Raw genomic sequence first — 20353 nt, forward strand, 5'->3', positions numbered from 1 at the left:
GGCGGGATCAGGCGTCTTCGCGCATCAGTTGTTCGACCGCATCGACCACGTCCTGCACGGTTCGCACCGCGCGGAAGGTTTCCGGTTTGATTTTACGACCGGTGCGTTTTTGCAGGTGAACCACCATATCGACGGCATCGATGCTGTCGAGTTCGAGATCTTCATACAGGCGGGCCTCAGGATGGATATCCTCCGGCGCAATTTCAAACAGGCTGGTCAGCAGGGCCGACACTTCCTGATAAATCTCTTCTTTGTTCATCATAAAATGGTCTCCGCGTTCAGCTGCGCTGTTGGTTGACGAACGCTGCCAGCGTCGCAACAGAGAAGAAGTGGGCACGCAGGGTTTCACTCTCCGCAGAGAGCGTCACGCCGTAGCGATTTTTCACCGCCAGGCCCAGCTCCAGCGCGTCAATTGAGTCCAGGCCGAGGCCGTCGCCAAACAGCGCATCTTCGGTCTCAATATCCTCGGGGCTGAGATCTTCAAGGTTCAGCGTGTCGATAATCATCTGTTTGATATCGTTGATTAATACATCCATACCGGTTTTCGTCTTACCTGTTCTGGGGGACCAGCGCCTGTTGTAAATGGCGGGTCAGGCGACGCGCGGCCAGCGGCTGCGCATCGGGATTGCTTTCACAAAACGACTGACTGTCGATTCGCGGTTGTACACGCACAGTAAACAGCGGTTTAACTGGCGGAATCTGATACCAGCGGCTCTGCTTATCGAGCATGCGCTGGCTGCAGGTGATGTGGACGACGCGCAGATCGCAGCCGGCGCGCACGGCGATATTGGCGGCGCCCCGCTGCAGGGAGAGCGGCTGACCGTAGCGGGTGCGGGTGCCTTCCGGAAAGATCAGAATATTGTCGCCGCGCGCCAGGCGCTGCTGACTGTCGGGCAGCAGCGTCTCCGCTTCACTGTTGATCAGATAGTCGGCCGCGCGGATCACCCCACGCATAAAAGGATTCTTCTGCAGATCGGCCTTCACCAGACAATCCATCTCCGGCAGCACCGAGGCGATCATCACGTAATCGATCAGCGAGGGATGATTGGCCACGATGAGGCAGCCGCGATCCTGCTGCAGCAGCTCAGCGCCTTCGATGCGGTAGTCGTAGACCCCGGTCAGCCGGCAGAACCGCAGAAAGCAGCGGAAGCTGAACGCGATAGCGCGTCGGGCCAGCAGACGGCGGCGCAGCGAATCACGCTGAACCAGCAGCAGCAGATTAAAGCCCACCAGCGACAGCAGCAGTCCACCCAGGCCAAACAGCGTGAAACTCAGCGCGGTCATCACCAGACGCCAGCAGTAGTTCAGGCGGCTGCCCGCGCAGAGTGCCGGTTGTGAACAGTCAGCCATGTTCTCTCTCCCAGTGCCATGTCAGGCGTTCACCCGGCAGGCTGAACGCGGGCGACGCCGCCAGCCACTGCTGCAGAAAACGCAGGCTCTGCGGCCACAGCGGCGCGTGGGTCTGCGACGGTTCAGGGCGACCGCTGCAGCGCAATGCCTCGCCTTTACCCAGCAGCAGCGCCACCGCATAAGGTACATTCATGCCCTGTTCCGGCAGCCAGTGTTGATAATAATCGGGCACGCAGCCGTCGAAATCGACCAGCAGCACCTGCTGATAACCCGCCTGATGCAGGGCGCTGACTTCAATCAATCCCTGCTGGAAAGAGTCGATGCCGGCGGCGATGGAGGTGGAGACCAGCGGCGCTTTGGCCGCAATAGTCAGGCTGCCCACCGCCGAGTTGTGAACCGACATGGCAAAATCAGTGGGTGACATCATCTGCTGATCGGCCAGCGTGGTGAGGATGCGCAGATTACGCTCCAGTTCGCCGTGACGGCTGGTGAAGACGATCGCGTCCACCCGCTGCCGGGCCAGCAGTGCCAGCCCGCACTCAACCGCCGCACGACTGCCGCCGCTCAGACGACGCGCGGTCATCATCGGTAAAAACTGCGGTTTCGCCATCTCTCCTGCGGGATCGATAGCGGTGCCCTGTCGCGCCCAGTCCTGCCAGGCCTCGTGCCCCTGTAATCCTGGAGCCAGGGCCTGCCAGTCGAGCAGTGAGTAAGCGAGTCTCATCTCAACATTCTTTCGTCAAACGTGTGGTGTCAGCAATTATCAGGACGTTACGCCTGCCCGGTGCAGAAAAGTGCATTGCTGAACGCCTCTGCCGATCGCGCCACGGGCGTTCACGGTAGAGGTTTATGCTGAGGTACAGCAATAGCAGCTCATCTGATTTGTCGGCCGGGTGGAGCCAATCTTTATACTCAGGTCCTCTGACGGGACGTTATTGCGACGGGAGACGCCTTATTGCGCCGCCAGCGCCGACAGGCGTAACTGAATGTCCTGATCCAGATTGGCGATCCAGCGGTTGTAGTTACTGTGGATCTGCCCCTGCCCTGCTTTCAGGTTTTCACTGCTGACATAATCGATGCGGTAGTTCTGGCTGGTGTAGGTGATGCGAATGGTCGCCGCGAAACCCCGCTGGGACAGGCGGCCAGTGATCACGCCTGGCGATACGGGGGTCATCACCCATTTACGGCCAATGCCGGCTTCAATGATCGCCGTTTTCATCTGGTTATCGCTGTAGCGCTGCGTCAGGCTCTGATTCACATTGTGAATCGGTGCGGTGCGGGCACAACCGGTCAATAACGCAGCAACCACAGCCAGCGTGAAAATCGTCTTCTTATTCATCAGGAATCCCTTCTTTTATGATATTTATCAGTAATATAAACGGATAATTCGCCGTGCGCAGCCTGCGCTTTTCGTGCGCTTTTCCGTCTGGCTGGTGTAAAACCCGCGCATGATACCATCGAATGTAAAGACAGGTAAGCAGAAGTATGCATGGCTTTATAGCGGATATTCGGGGGATTGCGGCGGAGGAAACAGGCTCTCCTGCTGTCGTCAGGGGGCCGATCCGCGCCGTGAAACTCTGGCGACGGCTGGATCGGCCAGGACGATTATGGCGTTGCGGCGGGCGTCCAGCCTCCCCCCAGCGCACGATAGAGATCGATCTGCGCCAGCAGGAGGTTATTTTTGACGGTGACCCGATTAAGCTGGGTGGAAAACAGGGTGCGCTGCGCATCCAGCTCATCCAGATAAGAGGCATAACCGTTCTGATAGCGGTTGCGGGCAATGCGCAGCGCCTCGGTCACGTAGGCCTCCTGCTTTTGCAGCTCCTGAAGCTGGGCCTCTCTCTGCCTGATGGCGTCAACCGCATCGTTGACTTCCGAGAAGGCGTTGCGCACCACTTTTTCATAGCTGTAAAGCGCCTGGTTCCGCGTGGCCATTGAGACATCGACCTGCGCCGTCAGCGCTTCACGGTTCAGCAAGGGCGCCAGAATGCTGCCGCCCACGCTCCAGAGCCGGAACGGATTATCCGCTAACTGATGCAGCACCGAACTCTGCAGGGTGCCGCTGGCGGTGAGGTTAAGCGACGGCAGCAGCTTCGCCTGTGACGACGCCAGGCTGGCATCGGCCGCCAGCAGCTGACGCTGCGCCTGCACGATGTCGGGACGGCGGTTGAGTAGCGCAGAAGGCAACAGCGACGGCATCTGCTGCGGCAGAATCTGGTCAAACTGCTGACGCCGGGCAAGGGTACGCGGGTTCATTCCCACCAGAATGCTCAGCGCATTCTCCTGCTGGGCGATCTGATGCTGCAGCTGCGGTATCTGCGCTTTGGCTGACTGATATTCTGAGGCCGCCTGCATCCACTCCAGCCGGGAGGTGTAGCCGGTTTCAAACTGACGCCGGGCCAGCTTCAGCGAATTATTGCGGGTGGCCAGCGTCGCCTCGGTGACCCGCAGCTGCTCATCCAGCGCACACAGGTTGAGGTAACCCGACGCGACCGAGCTGGCGATGGTCAGCTCAGCGGCAGACGCCGCCGCCTGCTGCGCCGCTAAGGTCGCCTGCGCTGCCGTGATGCTGCTGCTGCGCGCGCCCCACAGATCAACCTCGTAGCTGCCCTGTAACACGCCCTGAAACACATCGGTCTCATAAGGCTGCCCCGTCACTGACGAGAGCGTGCGTTCACGGGTCGCGGCCACACCGGCGCTGACGGTGGGAAAGTTATCACCCTGCGTGGCGCGCAGCTGGGCGCGATACTGATCGACCCGGGATCGCGCCGTAAGAATATCGGGATTGTTGCGCAGCGCCTGGCTGACCAGCCGGTTGAGATACTCATCATGAAAAGCACGCCACCACTCTGCCTCCGGCGCCGCGCCGGGGCCGACACTCTCCCGCCAGGCCGCCGGGATCGGCAGCGAGGCCGGTGCCTTTTCAACCTGTGTGGCGCAGCCTGACAGCAGCAGTGACAGGGCAGCGATCGCTACGCGGCCCCTCATGGCGCAGCCTCACCGGCGGGCCGGGCGGCCGTATCGATGCTGACCTCCACGGACATGCCGGGACGCAGCTGTGCCATATCCTGCTCATTCAGGCGGATGCGAACCGGAATACGCTGTGCGATTTTGACAAAGTTGCCGGTGGCGTTGTCGGGTGAAATGGCACTGAACTCTGAGCCTGCAGCCGGGGAGATAAACTCCACCTCGCCGTTAAAGCGCTTGCCATCCAGCGCATCGACCCGAATCGTCACCGGCAGGCCGGGACGAATATGGGCCAGCTGGGTCTCTTTCAGATTGGCGATAATCCATTTGTGATTGGGCACCACCGACGTCAGGCGGGTTCCGGCAGTGACATAGGCGCCGGTGCGGACCGACAGCTGACCGAGCTGGCCGTCATCCGGTGCGGTAATCCGGGTATTCGCCAGGTCGATCTCCGCCAGTTCCAGAGCGGCACGCGCGCTGGCGACATCCCCCTCCAGCGCATCACGGTTTACAATGACCGTTTGCAGATTCTGTTGTGCCACGGCGATCTGCGCCGCCGCCTGACGCACCTGCGCCTGCGCCTGGGCGCTGGCGGCACGGGCGGCATCACGCTCACGCACCGACAGCGATCCATCCGCCGCAAGGTTCTCAACCCGCTTCAGATCGAAGCCGCTTTTTAACGCCTGGGCTTTGGCATTCTCCAGTGCCGCTTTGTTGCTCTGAATCGTCGCTTCTGCGCTGCGACGCTGCTGCAGGTTATTGTTCAGCGCCGCCTGCTTCATCGCCAGCTGCGCCTGCGCCTGGTGCACCCGCTGACGATAGATCCGATCGTCAATTGTCATCAGTAACTGCCCTTTTTTCACCGGCTGCAGATCGATCACCTCCACCGAGGTGAGATAGCCACTGACCTGCGGGCTGATAAAGGTCACCTGACCGCGCACATAGGCATTTTCGGTGCTCTGCACCGCGCTGGTAAAGGGCCAGAGTTGCCAGGCGTAGAGAATAACCAGCACGCCCAGCACCACAATGCCGCTACCCACGGCGACAGAAAGAATACGGCGGCGATTAACACGTTCGCGTTCTGCAGCCTGAAGCTCATCCTGCTGACTCATTGTTTCTCCCTTAAATCCTGTAATGCGGCCAGCTGTTGCTGCTCACGCAGGTTAAATCGCGCCTGACGCCACTCCAGATAACGGCGACGGGTTAAACGCCAGATTACCCACATCAGCGTCGCCAGCGCCAGCGCGGCGGTGAGCAGATAGGTGTCGTTATAGGCGAGCACGTTCGCCTGCAGTGTGGCGACCGTCTGAAGCTGGCTGGTGCTCTGCGCACCGCGCAGCACGCTGTCACCCACCAGCGGGTTAAACAGCGCATTATACTGGCTGAGCCGCTCGGTAACATTGGGATCGAGCAGGGAAAGCTGATCGCCCAGCAGGCTGGAGTGATATTTTTCCCGCCAGACCTGAAAGGTGCCCAGAATGGCGGAACCGATCAGACCGCCAAGGTTCTGGCTCATGCCAAACAGCACCACAAAACTGACCAGATTCTTTGGCTGGGTCACGACGCTGCCAATCCCCATCAGCATGGCGGGCGCCATAAAAAAAGCGCTGCTGAAACCCAGCAGGAACTGGCTGAAATACATTTCGGGCCCCCGGGTCAGCGGGCTGGATTGCGAATCCATCAGTGAAGCGATAATCATCACCACCAGCGAGGCGACAATCGGCCAGTTCAGATGATTGGGTTTAATGGTCAGCGCGCTGGCAGCAATGCCGACAATGACCCCGGCGATAATAGCCAGCGCCAGACCGCGCATCTGATCGTTCTGCAGGCCGAGCTGCTGTAAGAAGCCGACCGCGCCGGTGTTCTGTTCGGCCAGGACGATACGGATCATGATCATCACGATGCCCAGCCGCACCATGTTTCCGCTGCTGAGCCAGCGGGTATTGATCAGCGGATTGCGCCGGTTATGTTCGATCACCATCGCCGCGACAATCAGCGTCAGCGCTATCGCGGTACAGATACCGAGCCAGGGCGTGGTGAACCACCACTCAATCCGCCCCAGCGACAGCACGCCGCACAGCAGCGCCATGCCGGGTGCCAGCAGAATGAAAGTAACGAAATCCATTTTCTCAAAAGTTTTGATGCGGTCACCCGGCGGCAGTTTCACCATCAGCACCCCGCCCAGCGCAATCATCGCCAGACCGAGTTCAAACAGATAGAGACCGCGCCACTCGTTGAGCTGCAGCAGTTCAGAGGAGAAGAGTCGGGCCAGCGGAATGGCGAGCTGCGACACCGTCAGGCCGATAACCAGCGCTTTCAGGCGATGTTTTGCGGGCCAGGCCTGCACCTGATAGTAGATGCCGAGTGAGCTGAGGGCGGCCGCCACCATGCCGTGCGCGGTGCGCACAATAATTGCGGAACTGAGGTCGTTGGCAAACAGATGAAAGAACGCCACCAGCACATAGAGCACCAGGAACGCCTCGGTAAAGACCCGCAGTCCAAACTGCTGGCGGAACTTCACCAGCAGCAGGTTGATCGAGATATTGCCCATCACATAGACCGCAGGCAGCCAGGCAATTTCATTCGACCAGGCACCAAAGGTGCCCTGCAGATTGACCAGATTTGCTGTGACCAGCGCGTTACTCAGCGCACCGGTCAGGGAAATCAGCAGACCGATCAGGCCAAACGCCAGGCGTTTGGGCATCGGGTGCAGCGGGGTCGAGGGCGAGCCCGGCAGCATGGGTTTTTCGTGCGGTAACCACTCGCGTGCAGCGTAGGGATTTCGCTTTGCCACTGCTACATACTTCCCATACGACTCAGCAGTTGTTGCAGCACACGTTCGGTGACGGCCAGATCCTGCGGGTCGATGTCAGCCAGCATCTCCGTACGCAGCGCATCGGCCTCGGTTTTCACGCGGGCAAACGCCTCGTTGCCTTTTTCGGTCAGCACCAGGTGGCGCTTGCGGCGATCTTCCGGCGGCTGCACCCGCGTCAGCAGCGACTGTTTGACCAGCCGATCCACCAGCGGAACCATGCTGGCATCTTCCAGCCCCAGCAATTGCGCCAGTTCGGTTTGCGTCATGCGTTCCGGTTCGCTGGCGATCAGGCCAATAGCCATCCAGCTGCTCATACTTAAGCCGCTGTCTCTGAGATGACGATCTACCGCCAGGCGCCAGGCATGTGCGGTCAGGTGCAGTAAATGGGTGAAGGTACGGGTATGCTGAGACAAATGTTAGCAGCCTAATGGTTAGGATTCTGATTAAATAGAAAGGTTATTATACGCAAAGCAAAACGGGATTGAAAAGCGCCCGTTCTGTTAAAAACTAGTGGATCACGGCAGAATGTCCAGAGTCCGCTATCGGGAGCCCGATAATATGAAACAGCCAGCAGCAAACTGGGTGGATCTCCGCCGTGACGCCATCAGCGGTATTGAGGCGCTGCGCGCTCATTTTACCGGTCACGCCTATGATCCGCACTGGCATGACAGCTATCTGATCGGTGTGACTGAGCAGGGAGTACAGCAGTTTCACTCGCGGCGCAGACAGCACCGGAGCCGACCCGGCACGGTGTTTATGCTGGAACCGGAAGAGCTGCATGATGGGGATGCCATTAACGAACAGGGTTTCACCTACCGTATGCTCTACCTTTCTCCACAGCAGATTGCACAGCACCTCAACCCGGCCGGGCGTGACGCGCCGCCCTCCCCCGCATTACAGTTTGCTGCAACGCTGCGCGACGATCGGTCGCTGGCCTATGCCGTCTGGCATGCCTTCGAGGCGCTGTGGCACAACCATCCCGCCCTGATCAAAGAGGCGGTTCTGGATCGGTTATTCTCTCAGCTCACGCCGCACCAGCAGATCTTCCTGCCCGATCGCCAGCCGGACAAAGATACGGTGCTGGCATTACAGGCGCGTGACTGGCTGATCGCCCATCATGCGGAAAATCCCGGCCTGGCGCAGATGGCACAGCAGCTGCAGGTGGACCGCTTCCGGTTATCACGCCTGTTTCAGGCGCACTGGGGCCTGCCGCCTCACGCCTGGCTGGTGCAGTGGCGGCTGAGCCAGGCGCGCCGGCAGCTGGCGCAGGGCCAGCCGGTTGCCGACGTGGCCGCTGCGCTGGGTTTTGCCGACCAGAGCCATCTGGGGCGCTGGTTTAAACGCGCCTGCCAGCTCACGCCGTCACGCTATCAGCACGCCTGCACAAATCTTCCAGACCCGAACTGACACCGTTGCCACAATGCGTTTTTTGAGTGAGGAGAAACGCAATGCAGGACTTACGATGTGTGATGATACTGAATGCCGCGCTGCCAGCCGGTAAAGCCACCAACGCCGCTGCCGTGCTGGCATTAACGCTGGGGCAGCGTCATCCGGAGCTGGTTGGCGATGCACTGGAAGATGCGGAGCGCCATCCCTCCCCCGGTCTGATCAGCACCGGTATTCCCGTGCTGGCGGCCACCGATGAGCAGCTGCGGGCACTGCTGCTGGAGGCTGAAGAGGCCGGGTACGACCGGGTGCTGTTTCCCGAAGAGGGACAGGCCACCACCGATTATCAGGCGCTCAGCATCGCCCTGCGCCAGCAATCGCGGCGGCAGTGGCGGCTGCTGGGTCTCGCGATCGTGGGTGATAAAAAAGCGCTGCGTAAGCTGACGGCAAAGCTGGCGTTATTTGCCTGATCACCCTGCGGGGTGCCTGACTGTTTTTATCTGTCCGGTCGGATCTGCGGGTTGTATAGGTTCTCTGTACAGATTTTTTCTCGGAATAATCCTTATAAGCTGCTGAAAAGCGGCAAATAGCACATTTTGCAAAAGGATTCGATTGTACAGATTGGCTTTCATTGTATAACTTTACTGCCACGAGTTGTCATGCGACTCTGTAACGAATGATGCACTTGCGTCGCCTCTGAAGGTGTCAGTGGATTTCCACCTTCAGAGGTTATTTTTTATCTGCGTTATGTTAACGCTGGCACCATCGCATCTGTCCATGCGATGGCTTTTTTGATCGATTTTGTCCTGACATCCGAACCGGAATCGGGCTGTTATGAAGGGCTTACACATGCAAAATACACTTCCCCGGACTGACCAGGAAATTGCCGACTATTTCAATCCCGCAGCGAATAAACCCGCCAGCGAGATGGAAATGCTGGGTGTCCTGATCGCAGAAATCCTGCAATCGGGTATGCCTGTCAGTAATAAGGCCATTATTTCAAAGCTGATCCACCGACTGGAACTGGAAAGCGACAGGGATTCGCTGGATATCTACCGTCAGCTGCTTGACCTGGTGGTCCACAAAACCCCGGATGACTTTTAGCTGTAGTCGCGATTCCAGGGAGGGAATCCACCGCCTTTTTCTGGTATCTTCGTCGATCCCCCGGTAGTATCTGCCTCTCACTGTTTATCCCATTCTTTCCGCCTTCCGCGCGGGAGCAAAATAACTAAAGAGCCTGCAATCCTTTATGACCCAGACTAATGATGTTACCGCAACTGACGTTGTGGCGGGCGATATCAGCACGGGGCGCGTACTGCGTTCGCCTGCGCTGCTGACCCGCGAATGCCTGGCCGGTGTGATTACCGCGCTGGCCCTGATCCCCGAAGTGATCTCCTTTTCCGTGATAGCCGGTGTCGACCCGAAAGTCAGCCTGGTCGCTTCGGTGGTACTCTGTCTGACCCTGTCGATTCTGGGCGGTCGCCCGGCAATGGTCACAGCTGCCGCCGGTTCCGTGGCGCTGGTCATCGGGCCGATGGTGCATCTGCATGGCGTGGAATATATTCTGCCCGCCGTTGTGCTGGGCGGCATCATCCAGATTCTGTTTGGCCTGGCCGGTCTGGCGCGCATGATGCGTTACATTCCCCGCTCGGTAATGCTGGGGTTCGTGAATGCGCTTGGGGTCCTGATTTTCTTTGCACAGGTGCCGCACGTCTGGGGTCAGTCACCCCTGGTGTGGATCTTCTTTGCCGTCACCCTGGCCATTGTGCTGCTGCTGCCGCGCCTGATAAAAAGTGTGCCCTCCCCGCTGGTCGCCATTGTGGTGGTGACGGCGGTGGCACTGCTGATGGGCTATCGCATGCCGAACGTGGGTGACGAGGGGCCGATGAGCCCTGGCCTGCCCGGGTTGAATACGCTGCTGGTGCCCCTGAACCTGCAGACGCTGCAGATTATCTGGCCCACGGCACTGAGTATCGCGTTTGTCGGGCTGATGGAGTCGCTGCTGACCGCCAAACTGGTCGATGATCTGACGGATACCCCCTCCAGTAAGCGCCGTGAATCCTGGGGCCTGGGCGTGGCGAATATCCTGGCGGGCTTCTATGGCGGTAATGCGGGCTGTGCGATGATCGGTCAGACCATCGTCAACGTGGAACTGGGTCGGGCACGCAGCCGGGTCTCTACCGTCGCGGCCGGTCTGGTGCTGCTGTTACTGGTGACCGGACTGAGTCAGATTATGGCGCAGATCCCGATGGTGGTTCTGGCGGGCATCATGATGGTCGTCGCGGTGAAAACCGTTAACTGGCACAGCCTGCAGCCCGCCACCCTGAAGCGTATGCCGTGGTCAGAAACGCTGATTATGGTGCTGACGGTGGCGGTCACGGTCTGGACGGGCAATCTGGCGCTGGGTGTGCTTGCGGGGGTGATCCTTGCCATGCTGCTCTTTGCCCGCCGCATTGCGCATGTTATCCATGCAGAGCGTCAGCTGAGCGATGATGGTCAGTCGGTGCGCTATGTCGTGCGCGGCCCGCTCTTCTTCGCCAGCAGCAACGACCTGTTTGAGCATTTCGATTACGCTCACGATCCCAAAAAGGTCACAATCGATTTAACCCATGCGCAGATCTGGGATGCGTCCAGCGTCGCGGCGCTGGATGGCATTGAGTATCGCTATCAAAGATATGGTGCCGAAGTGACAATTGAGGGGCTGGATTCCCGCAGTACCGACTTCCATCAACGTCTGACCGGTAACTTCGGTTAACGTGCGCGGTTCTGCTGCCTCTGCGGCAGCAGAACCTGTTACGCCTGCTGACGCCGCGCCCGGTAGCGGCCAACCATCGTCATCAGAGCCTGATAGATTAATCCCGCATAGAGACTCATCAGAATTGCCAGACCCGGCGCTTTGCCCTGCTCCTGCCATGACATAAACCACATGAACACGCCCCACAAGAGAGAAAAGACCAGCCAGCCGCGGACGAACTTCATTATGCCATTCATAACCACTCCTCTTAATTGATGCGCTACCTTAGCGATCTCTGGTCTGAAACGCATGGTTACCGTGCACAAGTTGCGAAGCATCTCAAATAATCGACAATAACATTGCCGTCTGCTTCACGTCAGGCGTTTTGACGGCGCTTATCTATACTTAACGCTCCGCTTAACCGATCAGGGAATTACGATGAAACGTACTGCTTATCTGTTATCGACGCTGACCATCCTTGCTACGCTGACCGCCTGCGCACCGACCCCACCGCCCAGACATGCGCCGCCTCCGCCGCCGCCAGGCAAAGATGCCCCGCCACCGCCGCCGCCGGGTGGACAGGCACCGGTGGGCGCACCCGGTGGCGTCGGTCCGGCAGGTCAGCCTCAGGCCTGATATCAACCAGCTGGCCTGCCCTGCAGGCTGGCTGGTGCCGCCCCCGCACGTGACGTTACCCAGTCTGCCGGCAGGCAGCGACGCTATTCCCCCATCCTGCCCCTGTTCCTTCTCATTACCCGGCGGCTGACCCGGCAGCGAGAGCGTTACCTGCTGTCCGCCAGGGTCGCAGAGAGCAAAAACCGTAAAGCCGGACTTTCGGGACAGGGTTATTCAGCTACCCTTAAGTTTCAGGCAGCCTGTTCCGGCGGCACGTAATGGTCAGATTATGCAGAGGTCAACACTATGCCTTCAGGACAATTCTACGTAATTGATCAACCCGAGCTGAGTTTTACGGCGAATTATCATCTTGATACGGTCAATGACCAACCCTTTCCCTCGCGACTGGTGCTGGAGATCCAGAAGTCGGTTCAGCCCACCGACGCCTTTGCGGCTTTCAGCATCGGACATGAAGTGACATTTGTGTCATCCAGTGGTGAGGCACAACGGATGGTGCTAATCAGTGACACGCCGGATGAACTGGTGTTCAGCTCGCGTGGCTGAGGGGATGCAGGCAGAAAACAGAATCTGTGCAGGATAACAGGCACAAAAAAACCGCCCTTATGAGGCGGTCATACGACACTGCTTATCATTGATTTTATTGGTAAATCGATATGGTGCCCGGGGCGGGACTTGAACCCGCACGACCTTACGATCGAGGGATTTTAAATCCCTTGTGTCTACCGATTTCACCACCCGGGCAGGGTGTAACTGGAGGCGCGTCCCGGAGTCGAACCGAGGTACACGGATTTGCAATCCGCTGCATAGCCACTCTGCCAACGCGCCTTAAACTGATGTGCCGCCAGGTTAACCTGACCTGCGAATCTGGAGCGGGAAACGAGACTCGAACTCGCGACCCCGACCTTGGCAAGGTCGTGCTCTACCAACTGAGCTATTCCCGCAATTTTCAGCAATTTCGTCGAACCTGCTGATTTTACTTATCTTCTGACAGACACGCTGCCTTTCGATGCGTTGCATTCTACTGACCTGACGCGATGAGTCAATAAAATTATCCTCACCGCCTGTCCGTTTGCTGCTTTTTAAATCGTATCGATCACGGTTCGAGCAGATCGCCGCGCGCCGCGCTTAAATACTGGAACATTGACCAGAAAGTCAGCACCGCAGCCACATACAAGGCGACGACACCCACCGCCACAATGGTGGCATCCGGACGCCACAGCAAGGCAAACAGTGAGAACATCTGAGCCGTGGTTTTGACTTTACCAATCCAGGACACCGATACGCTGCTGCGTTTGCCAATCTCCGCCATCCACTCACGCAGCGCAGAGATAATGATCTCGCGCGCAATCATGGTTGCGGCAGGAAGAGTAATCCACCAGGCGTGGAAATATTCTGCGACCAGCACCAGCGCAATCGCGACCATGACTTTGTCCGCCACCGGATCGAGAAAAGCCCCGAAACGCGTCGTCTGCTTCCAGCGGCGCGCCAGGAAGCCATCAAACCAGTCGGTGATGGCTGCAAAGACAAAAATCAATGCGGTAGCAAGCGGTGCCCAGGTGAACGGCAGATAGAAAGCCAGCACAAAGAACGGGATGAGCACGACTCGAAACAGGGTGAGACACGTCGGAATGTTTAATTGCATATGCCGGTAACTGTCTGGATATAGGTAGAATTTAGCCTATGTTCCTACATTGCCCCCCCCGTTTCAATGCTAGTGTTTCAGTGAGTAGTATATTTTTTCTGCCAGCGCATGAGAGATACCCGGCACATTGGCGATCTCCTCCACCGACGCATTCATCAGCGGTTGCAGGCCCCCCATGTACTTGAGCAGTTGCTGACGTCGTTTTGGCCCCACCCCTTCGATGCTCTCCAGTGCACTGGTGTTCTTCACTTTCGCCCGTTTTTTACGGTGGCCCGAAATCGCATGATTGTGAGCGTCGTCACGAATGTGCTGGATCACATGCAGCGCGGGCGAATCAGGCGGCAGCGAAACGCCCTCACCTTCGGCTTCAAAGAAGAGCGTCTCCAGTCCGGCTTTACGATCGCTGCCTTTAGCCACGCCGAGCAGAATCGGCCGCGTCTTATCCCAGGGCACGTCCAGTTCCGCAAAGACCTGTATCGCCTGCGCCAGCTGCCCTTTACCGCCATCAATCAGAATGACATCCGGGATCTTCTCTTCCTCAATGGCTTTGCCATAGCGGCGACGCAGCACCTGGTTCATGGCGGCGTAGTCATCGCCCGGTGTAATGCCACTGATGTTGTAGCGGCGATAATCGGCCCGAAGCGGACCGTTCTGGTCAAAGACCACGCAGGAGGCGATGGTCTGCTCACCCATGGTGTGACTGATATCGAAACACTCCATGCGCGTGATCCGGTCAAGCTCAAGGAACTCCGCCAGCGCCATCAGGCGTTGATGAATGGTGGAGTGCTGAGAGAGACGCGTGGTTAAGGCGGTCGCGGCATTGGTGCGCGCCAGCTTCAGGTAACGGGCGCGATCGCCGCGCGGCTTGCTCTGAATGTTAACCCGGCGTCCCGCCAGTTCACTCAGAGACTCAGCCAGCAGTTCGCGTTCTGGCAGGGTAAAGTCCAGCAGGATGTCACCTGGCAGGGTGCGAGCCTCACTGCCCTGCAGATAGAACTGCCCGACAAAGGTCTGCACCACCTCGGCCAGATCGGTATCCACCGGGACTTTCGGGAAGTAGCTGCGGCTACCCAATACTTTACCCTGACGAATAAAGAGCACGTGAAGACAGGCCATACCGGCGTCGTACGCTACGCCCATGACATCGAGGTCATCACCCTGATTTGAGACAAACTGCTTTTCAGTAATCCGCCGCACGGCCTGAATCTGGTCGCGCAGTCGTGCCGCCTCTTCAAAACGCAGTCCGGTACTCGCCTCTTCCATGCGTCTGACCAGCTGATTAAGCACCTGATCATCTTTACCGGCCAGGAACAGGCGCACATAGTCGGTCTGCTGCGCATACTCCTCTTCACTGACCAGCCCGGCCACACAGGGACCCAGGCAGCGGCCTATCTGATATTGCAGACAGGGCCGGGAGCGATTGCGGTAGACGCTGTTTTCGCACTGGCGGATAGGGAACACTTTTTGCAGCAGGCCCAGGGTTTCACGCACCGCGTAGCCATTCGGAAACGGACCGAAATATTCGCCTTTGGCATGTTTTGCGCCACGGTGCATCGCCAGACGTGGATGAGTATCGCTGCTGAGGAATATGTAGGGATACGATTTATCATCGCGCAGCAGGACGTTATAGCGCGGCTGATAGAGCTTGATGTAGTTATGCTCAAGCAGCAGCGCTTCGGTTTCGGTATGGGTTACGGTGACATCGATGTGCTGGATATTGCTGACCAGCGCTTCGGTTTTGCGGCTGCCGACCTGCGTGCGGAAGTAGCTGGTCAAACGCTTCTTCAGGTCTTTGGCTTTGCCCACATAGATGACGGTGCCTGAGGCGTCATACATGCGGTAAACACCGGGCTTGCTGGTTACCGTACTCAGAAAGGCTCTGGAATCAAAAACGTCATTCACTACTGATTAACGGCTCCGCATTGTAGAGGCCATGTCGAATGGCCAGATGCGTTAACTCGACGTCGCCACTGATATTCAGTTTGCTGAACATCCGATAGCGGTAACTGTTAACGGTTTTAGGACTGAGATTTAACTGCTCGGAAATTTCCGTCACCTTTTGTCCTCGGGTGATCATCAGCATAATCTGCAATTCCCTTTCCGACAAACAGCTGAAGGGAGATTCCGCTTTTTGTGGTTCAATCTGGCTCAGAGCCATCTGCTGGGCGATGTCTGACGCGATGTAGCGCTGGCCGGCATTGACCGAACGAATCGCGTTGATAACTTCCTGCGGCGCGGCCCCTTTACTGAGGTAACCCGCAGCCCCCGCCTGCATGACTTTGGCAGGCAGCGGATTTTCGGTATGGATAGTCAGCATGATAATTTTGATATCGGGGTTGTAGCGCACGATTTTTCGCGTCGCTTCCAGCCCGCCAATACCCGGCATATTCATGTCCATCAGAATGACATCCACCTGATTGGACCGGCACCATTTGGCCGCATCCTCGCCGCAGTTAACCTCTCCGACCACGGCCAGCCCTTTAACATCCTCCAGGATACGACGGATCCCGGCACGGACAAGTTCATGGTCATCAACAAGAAGCACACTGATCAACGGGGAAACTCCAGAGGCTAAAAAGAGGAAGCAATCAGGTAATGTGAGCGGTAATCATACCCGCTTTTGCCCCAAAAGCACATCAACAAAGCAAAACAGTGGACGCATTGCATCATTACCCTCAGCCGGGCGTGGCGCGTCGCATCAGACTTTTCTGCTCATCATCAGCATCGTTGCATATTGATTAAATGCTCTGTATTTCAGAAGATTAACAACCGCGTTCGGTAATCCTGTCTACAACGCATTGCTGTCCGCTCCGGGCCAGTCAATCGTGTGATTACTTTCAGCGATTGATTAGTTGTGCTGGACGAAACGGCCTTTAACGGCAAAGCGGACCGGCACCATCAGCAACTTACCTCCCCTGTGGTATACTCACGCACTGCTGTGCGGACAGATTGCCGACACATTGTCATTCACCAAGGAGAAACTCATGAGCGATGAAGATTTTGCAACTTCCCAGGAAGCCCGGAAATTAGCGGATGAAATCGCGGGGCTGAAGATGATGATCACCCTGATTCTGAAAGGGATGGGTCAGGCTGATGCGGGAAAAGTGATTATTAACATGGAACGCTATGTACAGACGCTGGGCGACAAACCGCAGGCGGAAGTGTTCAGCAATACCATCAAGCAGATTAAAACCGCCTACCGTCAGTAAGCGTGTTGTGTTGCCCCCAGCCGCGGGGGCAATTGACCTAATTATGCGACTGCCAGTTGACCGACACACCCAGCGTCGGCAGCACCTCTTCCGGGCTGAAGCGTCGGGTGCCCCGATACTTCTCTGCCAGCGCAGGCTGAGTCACCGGAATACGGATCGCAAACAGATTATCTTCTGACAGAATCAGGCCGGGTGTGAGTGGCTCATAGACCACCTGATGCTGCTCAAACATCTTCTCCAGCATTGGCGTTGCCGAACTGATGATGTACTCCATGCCGTGCAGTTCCGCCAGCTGTACCGCGTGCCAGAGTATGTTCAGCGGCAGTTCGGCATCCACGTCCAGGCGTGCAGAGAAGCGCGACATTTCCCAGACTTTCTCATGGCTGAAAGGCAGCACGATGCCTTCACTCTGCTCAGGCTCAAACCAGGGCATCAGGCGGGCACAGCCGCAGATCCCTGCACGGGCATTCCATGCGATCAGCCAGGTCACATCTGAACGATCGTAGCGATCATACTCCTGTCCTGGCGTGCTCAGGCGCGGCGGAATAGACCACCCTTCGCCGCGCGCAAAGACGCTGTAACGGTAGCTGCCCAGTTCGGCGAGCAAAGAGGATGGCATATCCTTTAACTGCGTTTGCACTATTTTCATCATGCGCCTCTGACATCCCCATGTTGCTATGATTTTTTGCGCCAGCCTGGCAAAGTTCCGGCGCAGGGTAGACAACTGACCCGTACAAAGAAACTGCCAAAGGTGGCAGTTGTTGATGTTCAAATCAGTCCGATTGCGGCTGCATAACAGGCAATCTGCGTTTTATTGGAAACATTGAAACGCTTTTGCATATTTTTTTGATGAAAGTTAACGGTATGTTCAGAGATGGATAAAATAAGTGAAATCTCGACCGCCGTTTTTCCTTCGGCTGTCCATTTCAGAATTTCCAGCTCGCGCTGACTTAACGCATTTTTCAGTACCATCATCGCATCATCGCTAAAGCGTTCCAGCGTATCCAGGCTTAGTTCCGCTAAAAGGTGGAGTTTCACCTCCAGCTCAGCATGGCGGAGCTGGACAGAAATGGGCTGTTGGGACGATATAGATAATATACCAATGACGCGATTTGGTGCCATTGCAGAGCAAGAAAAACCGCTCTGAAGCCCATATTCCCGCGACTCCCGCCACAGGTTGCCTGCGTCAGCAAACTGCGCCTCCGTCCATGCCATCCCCCTCCCGGGTCGCTGACACAAGCTGAGCACCGGGTCCACCGCGTAATAATTCTGCTTCTCATAGCGCTTAACCCATAATGTGGGATAGGTGCTGTATAAATGAATGCGCGGTCGGGTAAATGGCACCGGGTGCTGAATCAAAAAAGCAAAATAATCGAAGCCTAATGATTCCGTAAAATGTTGCAATAACGCCTTCAATTCAGATGAGGTCGTTAATGCCTGAAATTGTTCTTTCACACTGCTTCGCCAGGCGAAATAATTTTCACTACTCATATTGCCTCAGCATTATTTTCACCCGCCCTTCCGATGCTATTCAATCAGACTCATCAGAGAGTTTAAATTTTTCAGAAAAAATGAATATATCGTCAGAGATGAATCCGTTGCCTGATGAAGCACCTTTTACCTTTCATCGTCATGGCGGAGTGAAAACGTGTCCCTGTCCGGGCAATGTGAGGTTGGTCACACGATTTTCAATCACACCCTAAGAATAAGATTTTTCTTATGGGATTTCAATGCCTGTCACCTGGTGACACTTTACCGCAAATTTGCAAATGGGGCGGAAATAATAAATAGCGCTACTGCTTATTGAGTAAATAATGAGTAAACAAGACGTTAATTCAATTCGATTAACGCTGCCTCCCTGGGAACCGCTAACATATTTCTCATCAGGAAATAAGATCGGCGTTTTTAAATCTCTCCGGCATGCAGCTGGCTGCCGGATCATCCAGCCGCCGGGAAACGCGGCGAGGCAGGCGGAGAGGCTCGCTGGCCTGCCGCTGCAGGCTCAGGACCACAAATGTTGTGCTGCGTTTTTCTGCAGACCTGCGCCAGTTCTGTTGCTTAAGTTAACCCGCAGCTCCTGACCACCCTCTATTTTCTTCTGCCATCTGGCGGCTTTTTGCTGTTTATCATCCTGACAGCCTGCAAAAGAAAAGGTCAGGCAAAAACCGCTTCCTGATAAGCCTTACTTATCTCTTCAGCCTGATTTCGATCCCGTTAAAAGCGAAGCGGCTGTTTCGTTAGCAGGCTCACCCTTTATCGTAGTTTAGTCAGCAGAATGACATTAAAGGTAGTCACCGGGTTAAACTATCTGAAAAATAATCCTGCCTGTAAAAAAACAGAGATAACGCCCCAGCGCATTTGTTAATTTTCCCTTCTCATTTAACTTAATTCGGCTGTCTGCATGGTGAAATATTTTCATTCTGTCGCTCAGTAACGAGTATTTGATGAGAGAGGAGAAAAAGGGAATAGCGCATTTATTCGGCGGACAGTTTTACTCTTTAAATAGATGGCACTAAAATCAAATGCCTTAATGTTGTTCTGTCAGCGAATGAATGATTTCCGGCCGGTGCCAGATTCCAGCAGATAACTGGACTGAATTTTTACAGATAGCCGATCAATTATTAATCAAAGATGGTATTAGTCCTGATTGATGATTTACCGGCAATAGCCCGCGCCCCGCATCCCCAGATGAAAATGTGAAGCGTGGGCCGTGTTGTAATCCGGGCCCAGCGCATTGCCAAACACCTCACATCCCCCCCGCCACAAGGTATGCAGCATGGCCGCTTTTTGCCCGGGCTGCTGCCAGTGACGACTGACCTCAAGCCGCTGACCATCTGCCAGCTGGAAGCCGGTCACATCCCAGGCATCGGCGGTGGCATGTTCACTCAATCGCCCCTGCGCGCGATGATAAATGTTACGGCAGGCGTAGCTGCCAACATGCGTAATCCGTACCAGTGGACTCTGCATATCCCTGGCGGTCTGTTGACGACTGCGCAGGGCATACATCGTACTGGCAACCGCCATCGGACAGCTCGCCAGAAAGCTGCTGCTGAGGCTCACCGGACCAAATCGCTGAATGCGCAGCGGGTGGCTGAGGGGACAGTTGCCCGTCACTGCCGGTCGTTCGCTGAACGTCACCCAACCGGCCTGCTGAGCGCGGCGCATCACGGCAAGGCAGGCATCAGGATCGCTGGCCAGCCGTTTCATCTTAAGCTGCGTCATCCAGCCCGGAGGATCGGTGACGGCGAGCGGGGTAAAGGGATTGAACTGCGGTGGCAGATGCTGCTTCAGCCATGGCAGGCTCATCCAGCCCAGCGCGATTAACAGCAAAAACAGGATAAGCGTGCGCATAACCCCTCTCGCAGCATGATGATTAGCAAACAAAAAGTGTAGAAGCCAGATTCACGCTGCGCTGTGCAACTGACATAACGTGATGAATCCTTACCCTGGCTGACGCACGATTAACCAGAATGCGCAACGATTGCTCTGGCTGACCATGGCCGGAGTCACATCAGGTAAAAAACTGTTACCGGCTTTGGGGTGACTTCCTCTATCTTATGCCGACCAGCCCTTCGGGTAAGGCTATTCATTATCAGCCAGCAGAGCTGACACAA

23 protein-coding genes and 3 tRNA genes are annotated in these 20353 nt (G+C 56.6%); 7 read left to right on the forward strand and 19 right to left on the reverse strand.

Translation table 11 applies throughout. The features are described 5' to 3' along the window. Positions 1-7: 7 nt before the first annotated feature. The 9 genes from CKF42_RS09525 to CKF42_RS09565 all read right to left on the reverse strand — a co-directional run bounded on the left by CKF42_RS09525 (position 8) and on the right by CKF42_RS09565 (position 7545). Positions 8-262 carry an acyl carrier protein gene (locus CKF42_RS09525; RefSeq protein WP_009090944.1) on the reverse strand — a complete coding sequence of 85 codons (255 nt, stop codon included), beginning with the start codon at positions 260-262 and terminating at the stop codon, positions 8-10. A gap of 16 nt (positions 263-278) precedes the next feature. Continuing rightward, entirely contained in the window at positions 279-536 is a 258-nt protein-coding gene (locus CKF42_RS09530) for a phosphopantetheine-binding protein (protein WP_009090946.1), read from the reverse strand. Between the two features lie 13 nt (positions 537-549). Then, the gene (locus CKF42_RS09535; RefSeq protein ID WP_009090948.1) at positions 550-1350 is read right to left on the reverse strand and encodes a 1-acyl-sn-glycerol-3-phosphate acyltransferase; all 801 of its coding nucleotides are present in this window, start codon (positions 1348-1350) and stop codon (positions 550-552) included. Next, entirely contained in the window at positions 1343-2074 is a 732-nt protein-coding gene (locus tag CKF42_RS09540; RefSeq protein WP_111208056.1) for a beta-ketoacyl synthase chain length factor, read from the reverse strand. The genes CKF42_RS09535 and CKF42_RS09540 overlap by 8 nt, the downstream gene beginning before the upstream one ends. Positions 2075-2302: 228 nt before the next feature. Next, on the reverse strand, positions 2303-2689 hold the full coding sequence (locus tag CKF42_RS09545) for a hypothetical protein (protein WP_058957993.1): 387 nt from the start codon (positions 2687-2689) through the stop codon (positions 2303-2305). Between the two features lie 266 nt (positions 2690-2955). Continuing rightward, complete coding sequence (locus CKF42_RS09550) at positions 2956-4338, reverse strand: efflux transporter outer membrane subunit (RefSeq protein ID WP_111208057.1); 1383 nt, start codon at positions 4336-4338, stop codon at positions 2956-2958. Next, positions 4335-5429: an HlyD family secretion protein gene (locus CKF42_RS09555; protein ID WP_111208058.1), complete on the reverse strand. Its 1095-nt coding sequence runs from the start codon at positions 5427-5429 to the stop codon at positions 4335-4337. The genes CKF42_RS09550 and CKF42_RS09555 overlap by 4 nt, the downstream gene beginning before the upstream one ends. Continuing rightward, a complete protein-coding gene (locus CKF42_RS09560) occupies positions 5426-7111 on the reverse strand; it encodes an MFS transporter (protein WP_111208059.1) in 1686 nt (561 codons plus the stop codon). Before CKF42_RS09560 ends, CKF42_RS09555 begins: the two co-directional genes overlap by 4 nt. A 2-nt stretch (positions 7112-7113) precedes the next feature. Next, the gene (locus CKF42_RS09565) at positions 7114-7545 is read right to left on the reverse strand and encodes a MarR family winged helix-turn-helix transcriptional regulator (RefSeq protein WP_009090959.1); all 432 of its coding nucleotides are present in this window, start codon (positions 7543-7545) and stop codon (positions 7114-7116) included. A gap of 145 nt (positions 7546-7690) precedes the next feature. Between CKF42_RS09565 and CKF42_RS09570 the strand changes: the two genes are divergently transcribed. The 4 genes from CKF42_RS09570 (at position 7691) to CKF42_RS09585 (ending at position 11273) form a co-directional block, all read left to right on the forward strand. After that, positions 7691-8539, forward strand: coding sequence for an AraC family transcriptional regulator (locus tag CKF42_RS09570; RefSeq protein WP_111208060.1), 849 nt, complete (start codon positions 7691-7693; stop codon positions 8537-8539). A 41-nt stretch (positions 8540-8580) separates the two neighbouring features. Continuing rightward, positions 8581-8988, forward strand: a complete 408-nt coding sequence (locus CKF42_RS09575) for a DUF2000 domain-containing protein (protein ID WP_111208061.1) — start codon at positions 8581-8583, stop codon at positions 8986-8988. A 379-nt stretch (positions 8989-9367) separates the two neighbouring features. Beyond that, positions 9368-9622 carry a biofilm/acid-resistance regulator YmgB/AriR gene (locus CKF42_RS09580; protein ID WP_033736573.1) on the forward strand — a complete coding sequence of 85 codons (255 nt, stop codon included), beginning with the start codon at positions 9368-9370 and terminating at the stop codon, positions 9620-9622. Positions 9623-9767: 145 nt separating this feature from the next. Next, positions 9768-11273 (forward strand): SulP family inorganic anion transporter, encoded by a 1506-nt coding sequence (locus CKF42_RS09585; RefSeq protein WP_111208062.1) that lies wholly within the window; start codon positions 9768-9770, stop codon positions 11271-11273. 38 nt (positions 11274-11311) lie between these two features. Here CKF42_RS09585 and CKF42_RS09590 read toward each other — a convergent pair whose 3' ends face one another. Beyond that, the gene (locus CKF42_RS09590) at positions 11312-11509 is read right to left on the reverse strand and encodes a DUF6404 family protein (protein ID WP_111208063.1); all 198 of its coding nucleotides are present in this window, start codon (positions 11507-11509) and stop codon (positions 11312-11314) included. Between the two features lie 181 nt (positions 11510-11690). On the opposite strand from CKF42_RS09590, the gene CKF42_RS09595 reads away from it, so the two are divergent. Both CKF42_RS09595 and CKF42_RS09600 read left to right on the forward strand, forming a co-directional pair. Continuing rightward, positions 11691-11888, forward strand: coding sequence for a hypothetical protein (locus CKF42_RS09595; RefSeq protein WP_009090971.1), 198 nt, complete (start codon positions 11691-11693; stop codon positions 11886-11888). Positions 11889-12173: 285 nt separating this feature from the next. After that, positions 12174-12431: a hypothetical protein gene (locus tag CKF42_RS09600; protein WP_111208064.1), complete on the forward strand. Its 258-nt coding sequence runs from the start codon at positions 12174-12176 to the stop codon at positions 12429-12431. A 111-nt stretch (positions 12432-12542) separates the two neighbouring features. Here the strand turns inward: CKF42_RS09600 and CKF42_RS09605 are convergent. The 6 genes from CKF42_RS09605 to uvrY all read right to left on the reverse strand — a co-directional run bounded on the left by CKF42_RS09605 (position 12543) and on the right by uvrY (position 16084). Further along, positions 12543-12629 (reverse strand) — tRNA-Leu (locus tag CKF42_RS09605). A gap of 10 nt (positions 12630-12639) precedes the next feature. Continuing rightward, positions 12640-12713 (reverse strand) — tRNA-Cys (locus CKF42_RS09610). Positions 12714-12753: 40 nt separating this feature from the next. Beyond that, positions 12754-12829 (reverse strand) — tRNA-Gly (locus tag CKF42_RS09615). Between the two features lie 152 nt (positions 12830-12981). Further along, entirely contained in the window at positions 12982-13530 is a 549-nt protein-coding gene (pgsA, locus tag CKF42_RS09620; RefSeq protein ID WP_009090977.1) for a CDP-diacylglycerol--glycerol-3-phosphate 3-phosphatidyltransferase, read from the reverse strand. A 69-nt stretch (positions 13531-13599) separates the two neighbouring features. Next, entirely contained in the window at positions 13600-15432 is a 1833-nt protein-coding gene (uvrC, locus tag CKF42_RS09625) for an excinuclease ABC subunit UvrC (protein ID WP_111208065.1), read from the reverse strand. Next, positions 15425-16084 (reverse strand): UvrY/SirA/GacA family response regulator transcription factor, encoded by a 660-nt coding sequence (gene uvrY, locus CKF42_RS09630; RefSeq protein ID WP_009090981.1) that lies wholly within the window; start codon positions 16082-16084, stop codon positions 15425-15427. The genes uvrC and uvrY overlap by 8 nt, the downstream gene beginning before the upstream one ends. A gap of 430 nt (positions 16085-16514) precedes the next feature. On the opposite strand from uvrY, the gene CKF42_RS09635 reads away from it, so the two are divergent. Continuing rightward, on the forward strand, positions 16515-16739 hold the full coding sequence (locus tag CKF42_RS09635) for a DUF2594 family protein (RefSeq protein ID WP_003849983.1): 225 nt from the start codon (positions 16515-16517) through the stop codon (positions 16737-16739). 37 nt (positions 16740-16776) lie between these two features. On the opposite strand, the gene CKF42_RS09640 is transcribed toward CKF42_RS09635, so the two are convergent. The 3 genes from CKF42_RS09640 to CKF42_RS09650 form a co-directional block, all read right to left on the reverse strand. After that, positions 16777-17388: an acyl-homoserine-lactone synthase gene (locus CKF42_RS09640; RefSeq protein WP_033736343.1), complete on the reverse strand. Its 612-nt coding sequence runs from the start codon at positions 17386-17388 to the stop codon at positions 16777-16779. A gap of 119 nt (positions 17389-17507) precedes the next feature. After that, positions 17508-18230, reverse strand: coding sequence for a transcriptional regulator SdiA (gene sdiA / locus CKF42_RS09645; protein WP_111208066.1), 723 nt, complete (start codon positions 18228-18230; stop codon positions 17508-17510). Between the two features lie 1164 nt (positions 18231-19394). Beyond that, positions 19395-20090, reverse strand: a complete 696-nt coding sequence (locus tag CKF42_RS09650; RefSeq protein WP_111208067.1) for an extensin family protein — start codon at positions 20088-20090, stop codon at positions 19395-19397. Positions 20091-20353: the final 263 nt, after the last annotated feature.

The sequence above is a fragment of the Pantoea sp. ARC270 genome (assembly GCF_003236725.1).
Taxonomy (GTDB): Bacteria; Pseudomonadota; Gammaproteobacteria; order Enterobacterales; family Enterobacteriaceae; genus Pantoea; species Pantoea anthophila.

Coding starts and splice junctions, on each gene's coding strand:
- CKF42_RS09590 (WP_111208063.1), bottom strand. CDS start 11,509: ATGAATGGCATAATGAAGTTCGTCCGCGGCTGGCTGGTCTTTTCTCTC.
- CKF42_RS09585 (WP_111208062.1), top strand. CDS start 9,768: ATGACCCAGACTAATGATGTTACCGCAACTGACGTTGTGGCGGGCGAT.
- CKF42_RS09535 (WP_009090948.1), bottom strand. CDS start 1,350: ATGGCTGACTGTTCACAACCGGCACTCTGCGCGGGCAGCCGCCTGAAC.
- CKF42_RS09530 (WP_009090946.1), bottom strand. CDS start 536: ATGGATGTATTAATCAACGATATCAAACAGATGATTATCGACACGCTG.
- CKF42_RS09640 (WP_033736343.1), bottom strand. CDS start 17,388: ATGAAAATAGTGCAAACGCAGTTAAAGGATATGCCATCCTCTTTGCTC.
- CKF42_RS09600 (WP_111208064.1), top strand. CDS start 12,174: ATGCCTTCAGGACAATTCTACGTAATTGATCAACCCGAGCTGAGTTTT.
- CKF42_RS09550 (WP_111208057.1), bottom strand. CDS start 4,338: ATGAGGGGCCGCGTAGCGATCGCTGCCCTGTCACTGCTGCTGTCAGGC.
- CKF42_RS09525 (WP_009090944.1), bottom strand. CDS start 262: ATGATGAACAAAGAAGAGATTTATCAGGAAGTGTCGGCCCTGCTGACC.
- CKF42_RS09570 (WP_111208060.1), top strand. CDS start 7,691: ATGAAACAGCCAGCAGCAAACTGGGTGGATCTCCGCCGTGACGCCATC.
- CKF42_RS09580 (WP_033736573.1), top strand. CDS start 9,368: ATGCAAAATACACTTCCCCGGACTGACCAGGAAATTGCCGACTATTTC.
- pgsA (WP_009090977.1), bottom strand. CDS start 13,530: ATGCAATTAAACATTCCGACGTGTCTCACCCTGTTTCGAGTCGTGCTC.
- CKF42_RS09650 (WP_111208067.1), bottom strand. CDS start 20,090: ATGCGCACGCTTATCCTGTTTTTGCTGTTAATCGCGCTGGGCTGGATG.
- CKF42_RS09575 (WP_111208061.1), top strand. CDS start 8,581: ATGCAGGACTTACGATGTGTGATGATACTGAATGCCGCGCTGCCAGCC.
- CKF42_RS09540 (WP_111208056.1), bottom strand. CDS start 2,074: ATGAGACTCGCTTACTCACTGCTCGACTGGCAGGCCCTGGCTCCAGGA.
- CKF42_RS09555 (WP_111208058.1), bottom strand. CDS start 5,429: ATGAGTCAGCAGGATGAGCTTCAGGCTGCAGAACGCGAACGTGTTAAT.
- sdiA (WP_111208066.1), bottom strand. CDS start 18,230: ATGAGTAGTGAAAATTATTTCGCCTGGCGAAGCAGTGTGAAAGAACAA.
- CKF42_RS09635 (WP_003849983.1), top strand. CDS start 16,515: ATGAGCGATGAAGATTTTGCAACTTCCCAGGAAGCCCGGAAATTAGCG.
- CKF42_RS09545 (WP_058957993.1), bottom strand. CDS start 2,689: ATGAATAAGAAGACGATTTTCACGCTGGCTGTGGTTGCTGCGTTATTG.
- CKF42_RS09595 (WP_009090971.1), top strand. CDS start 11,691: ATGAAACGTACTGCTTATCTGTTATCGACGCTGACCATCCTTGCTACG.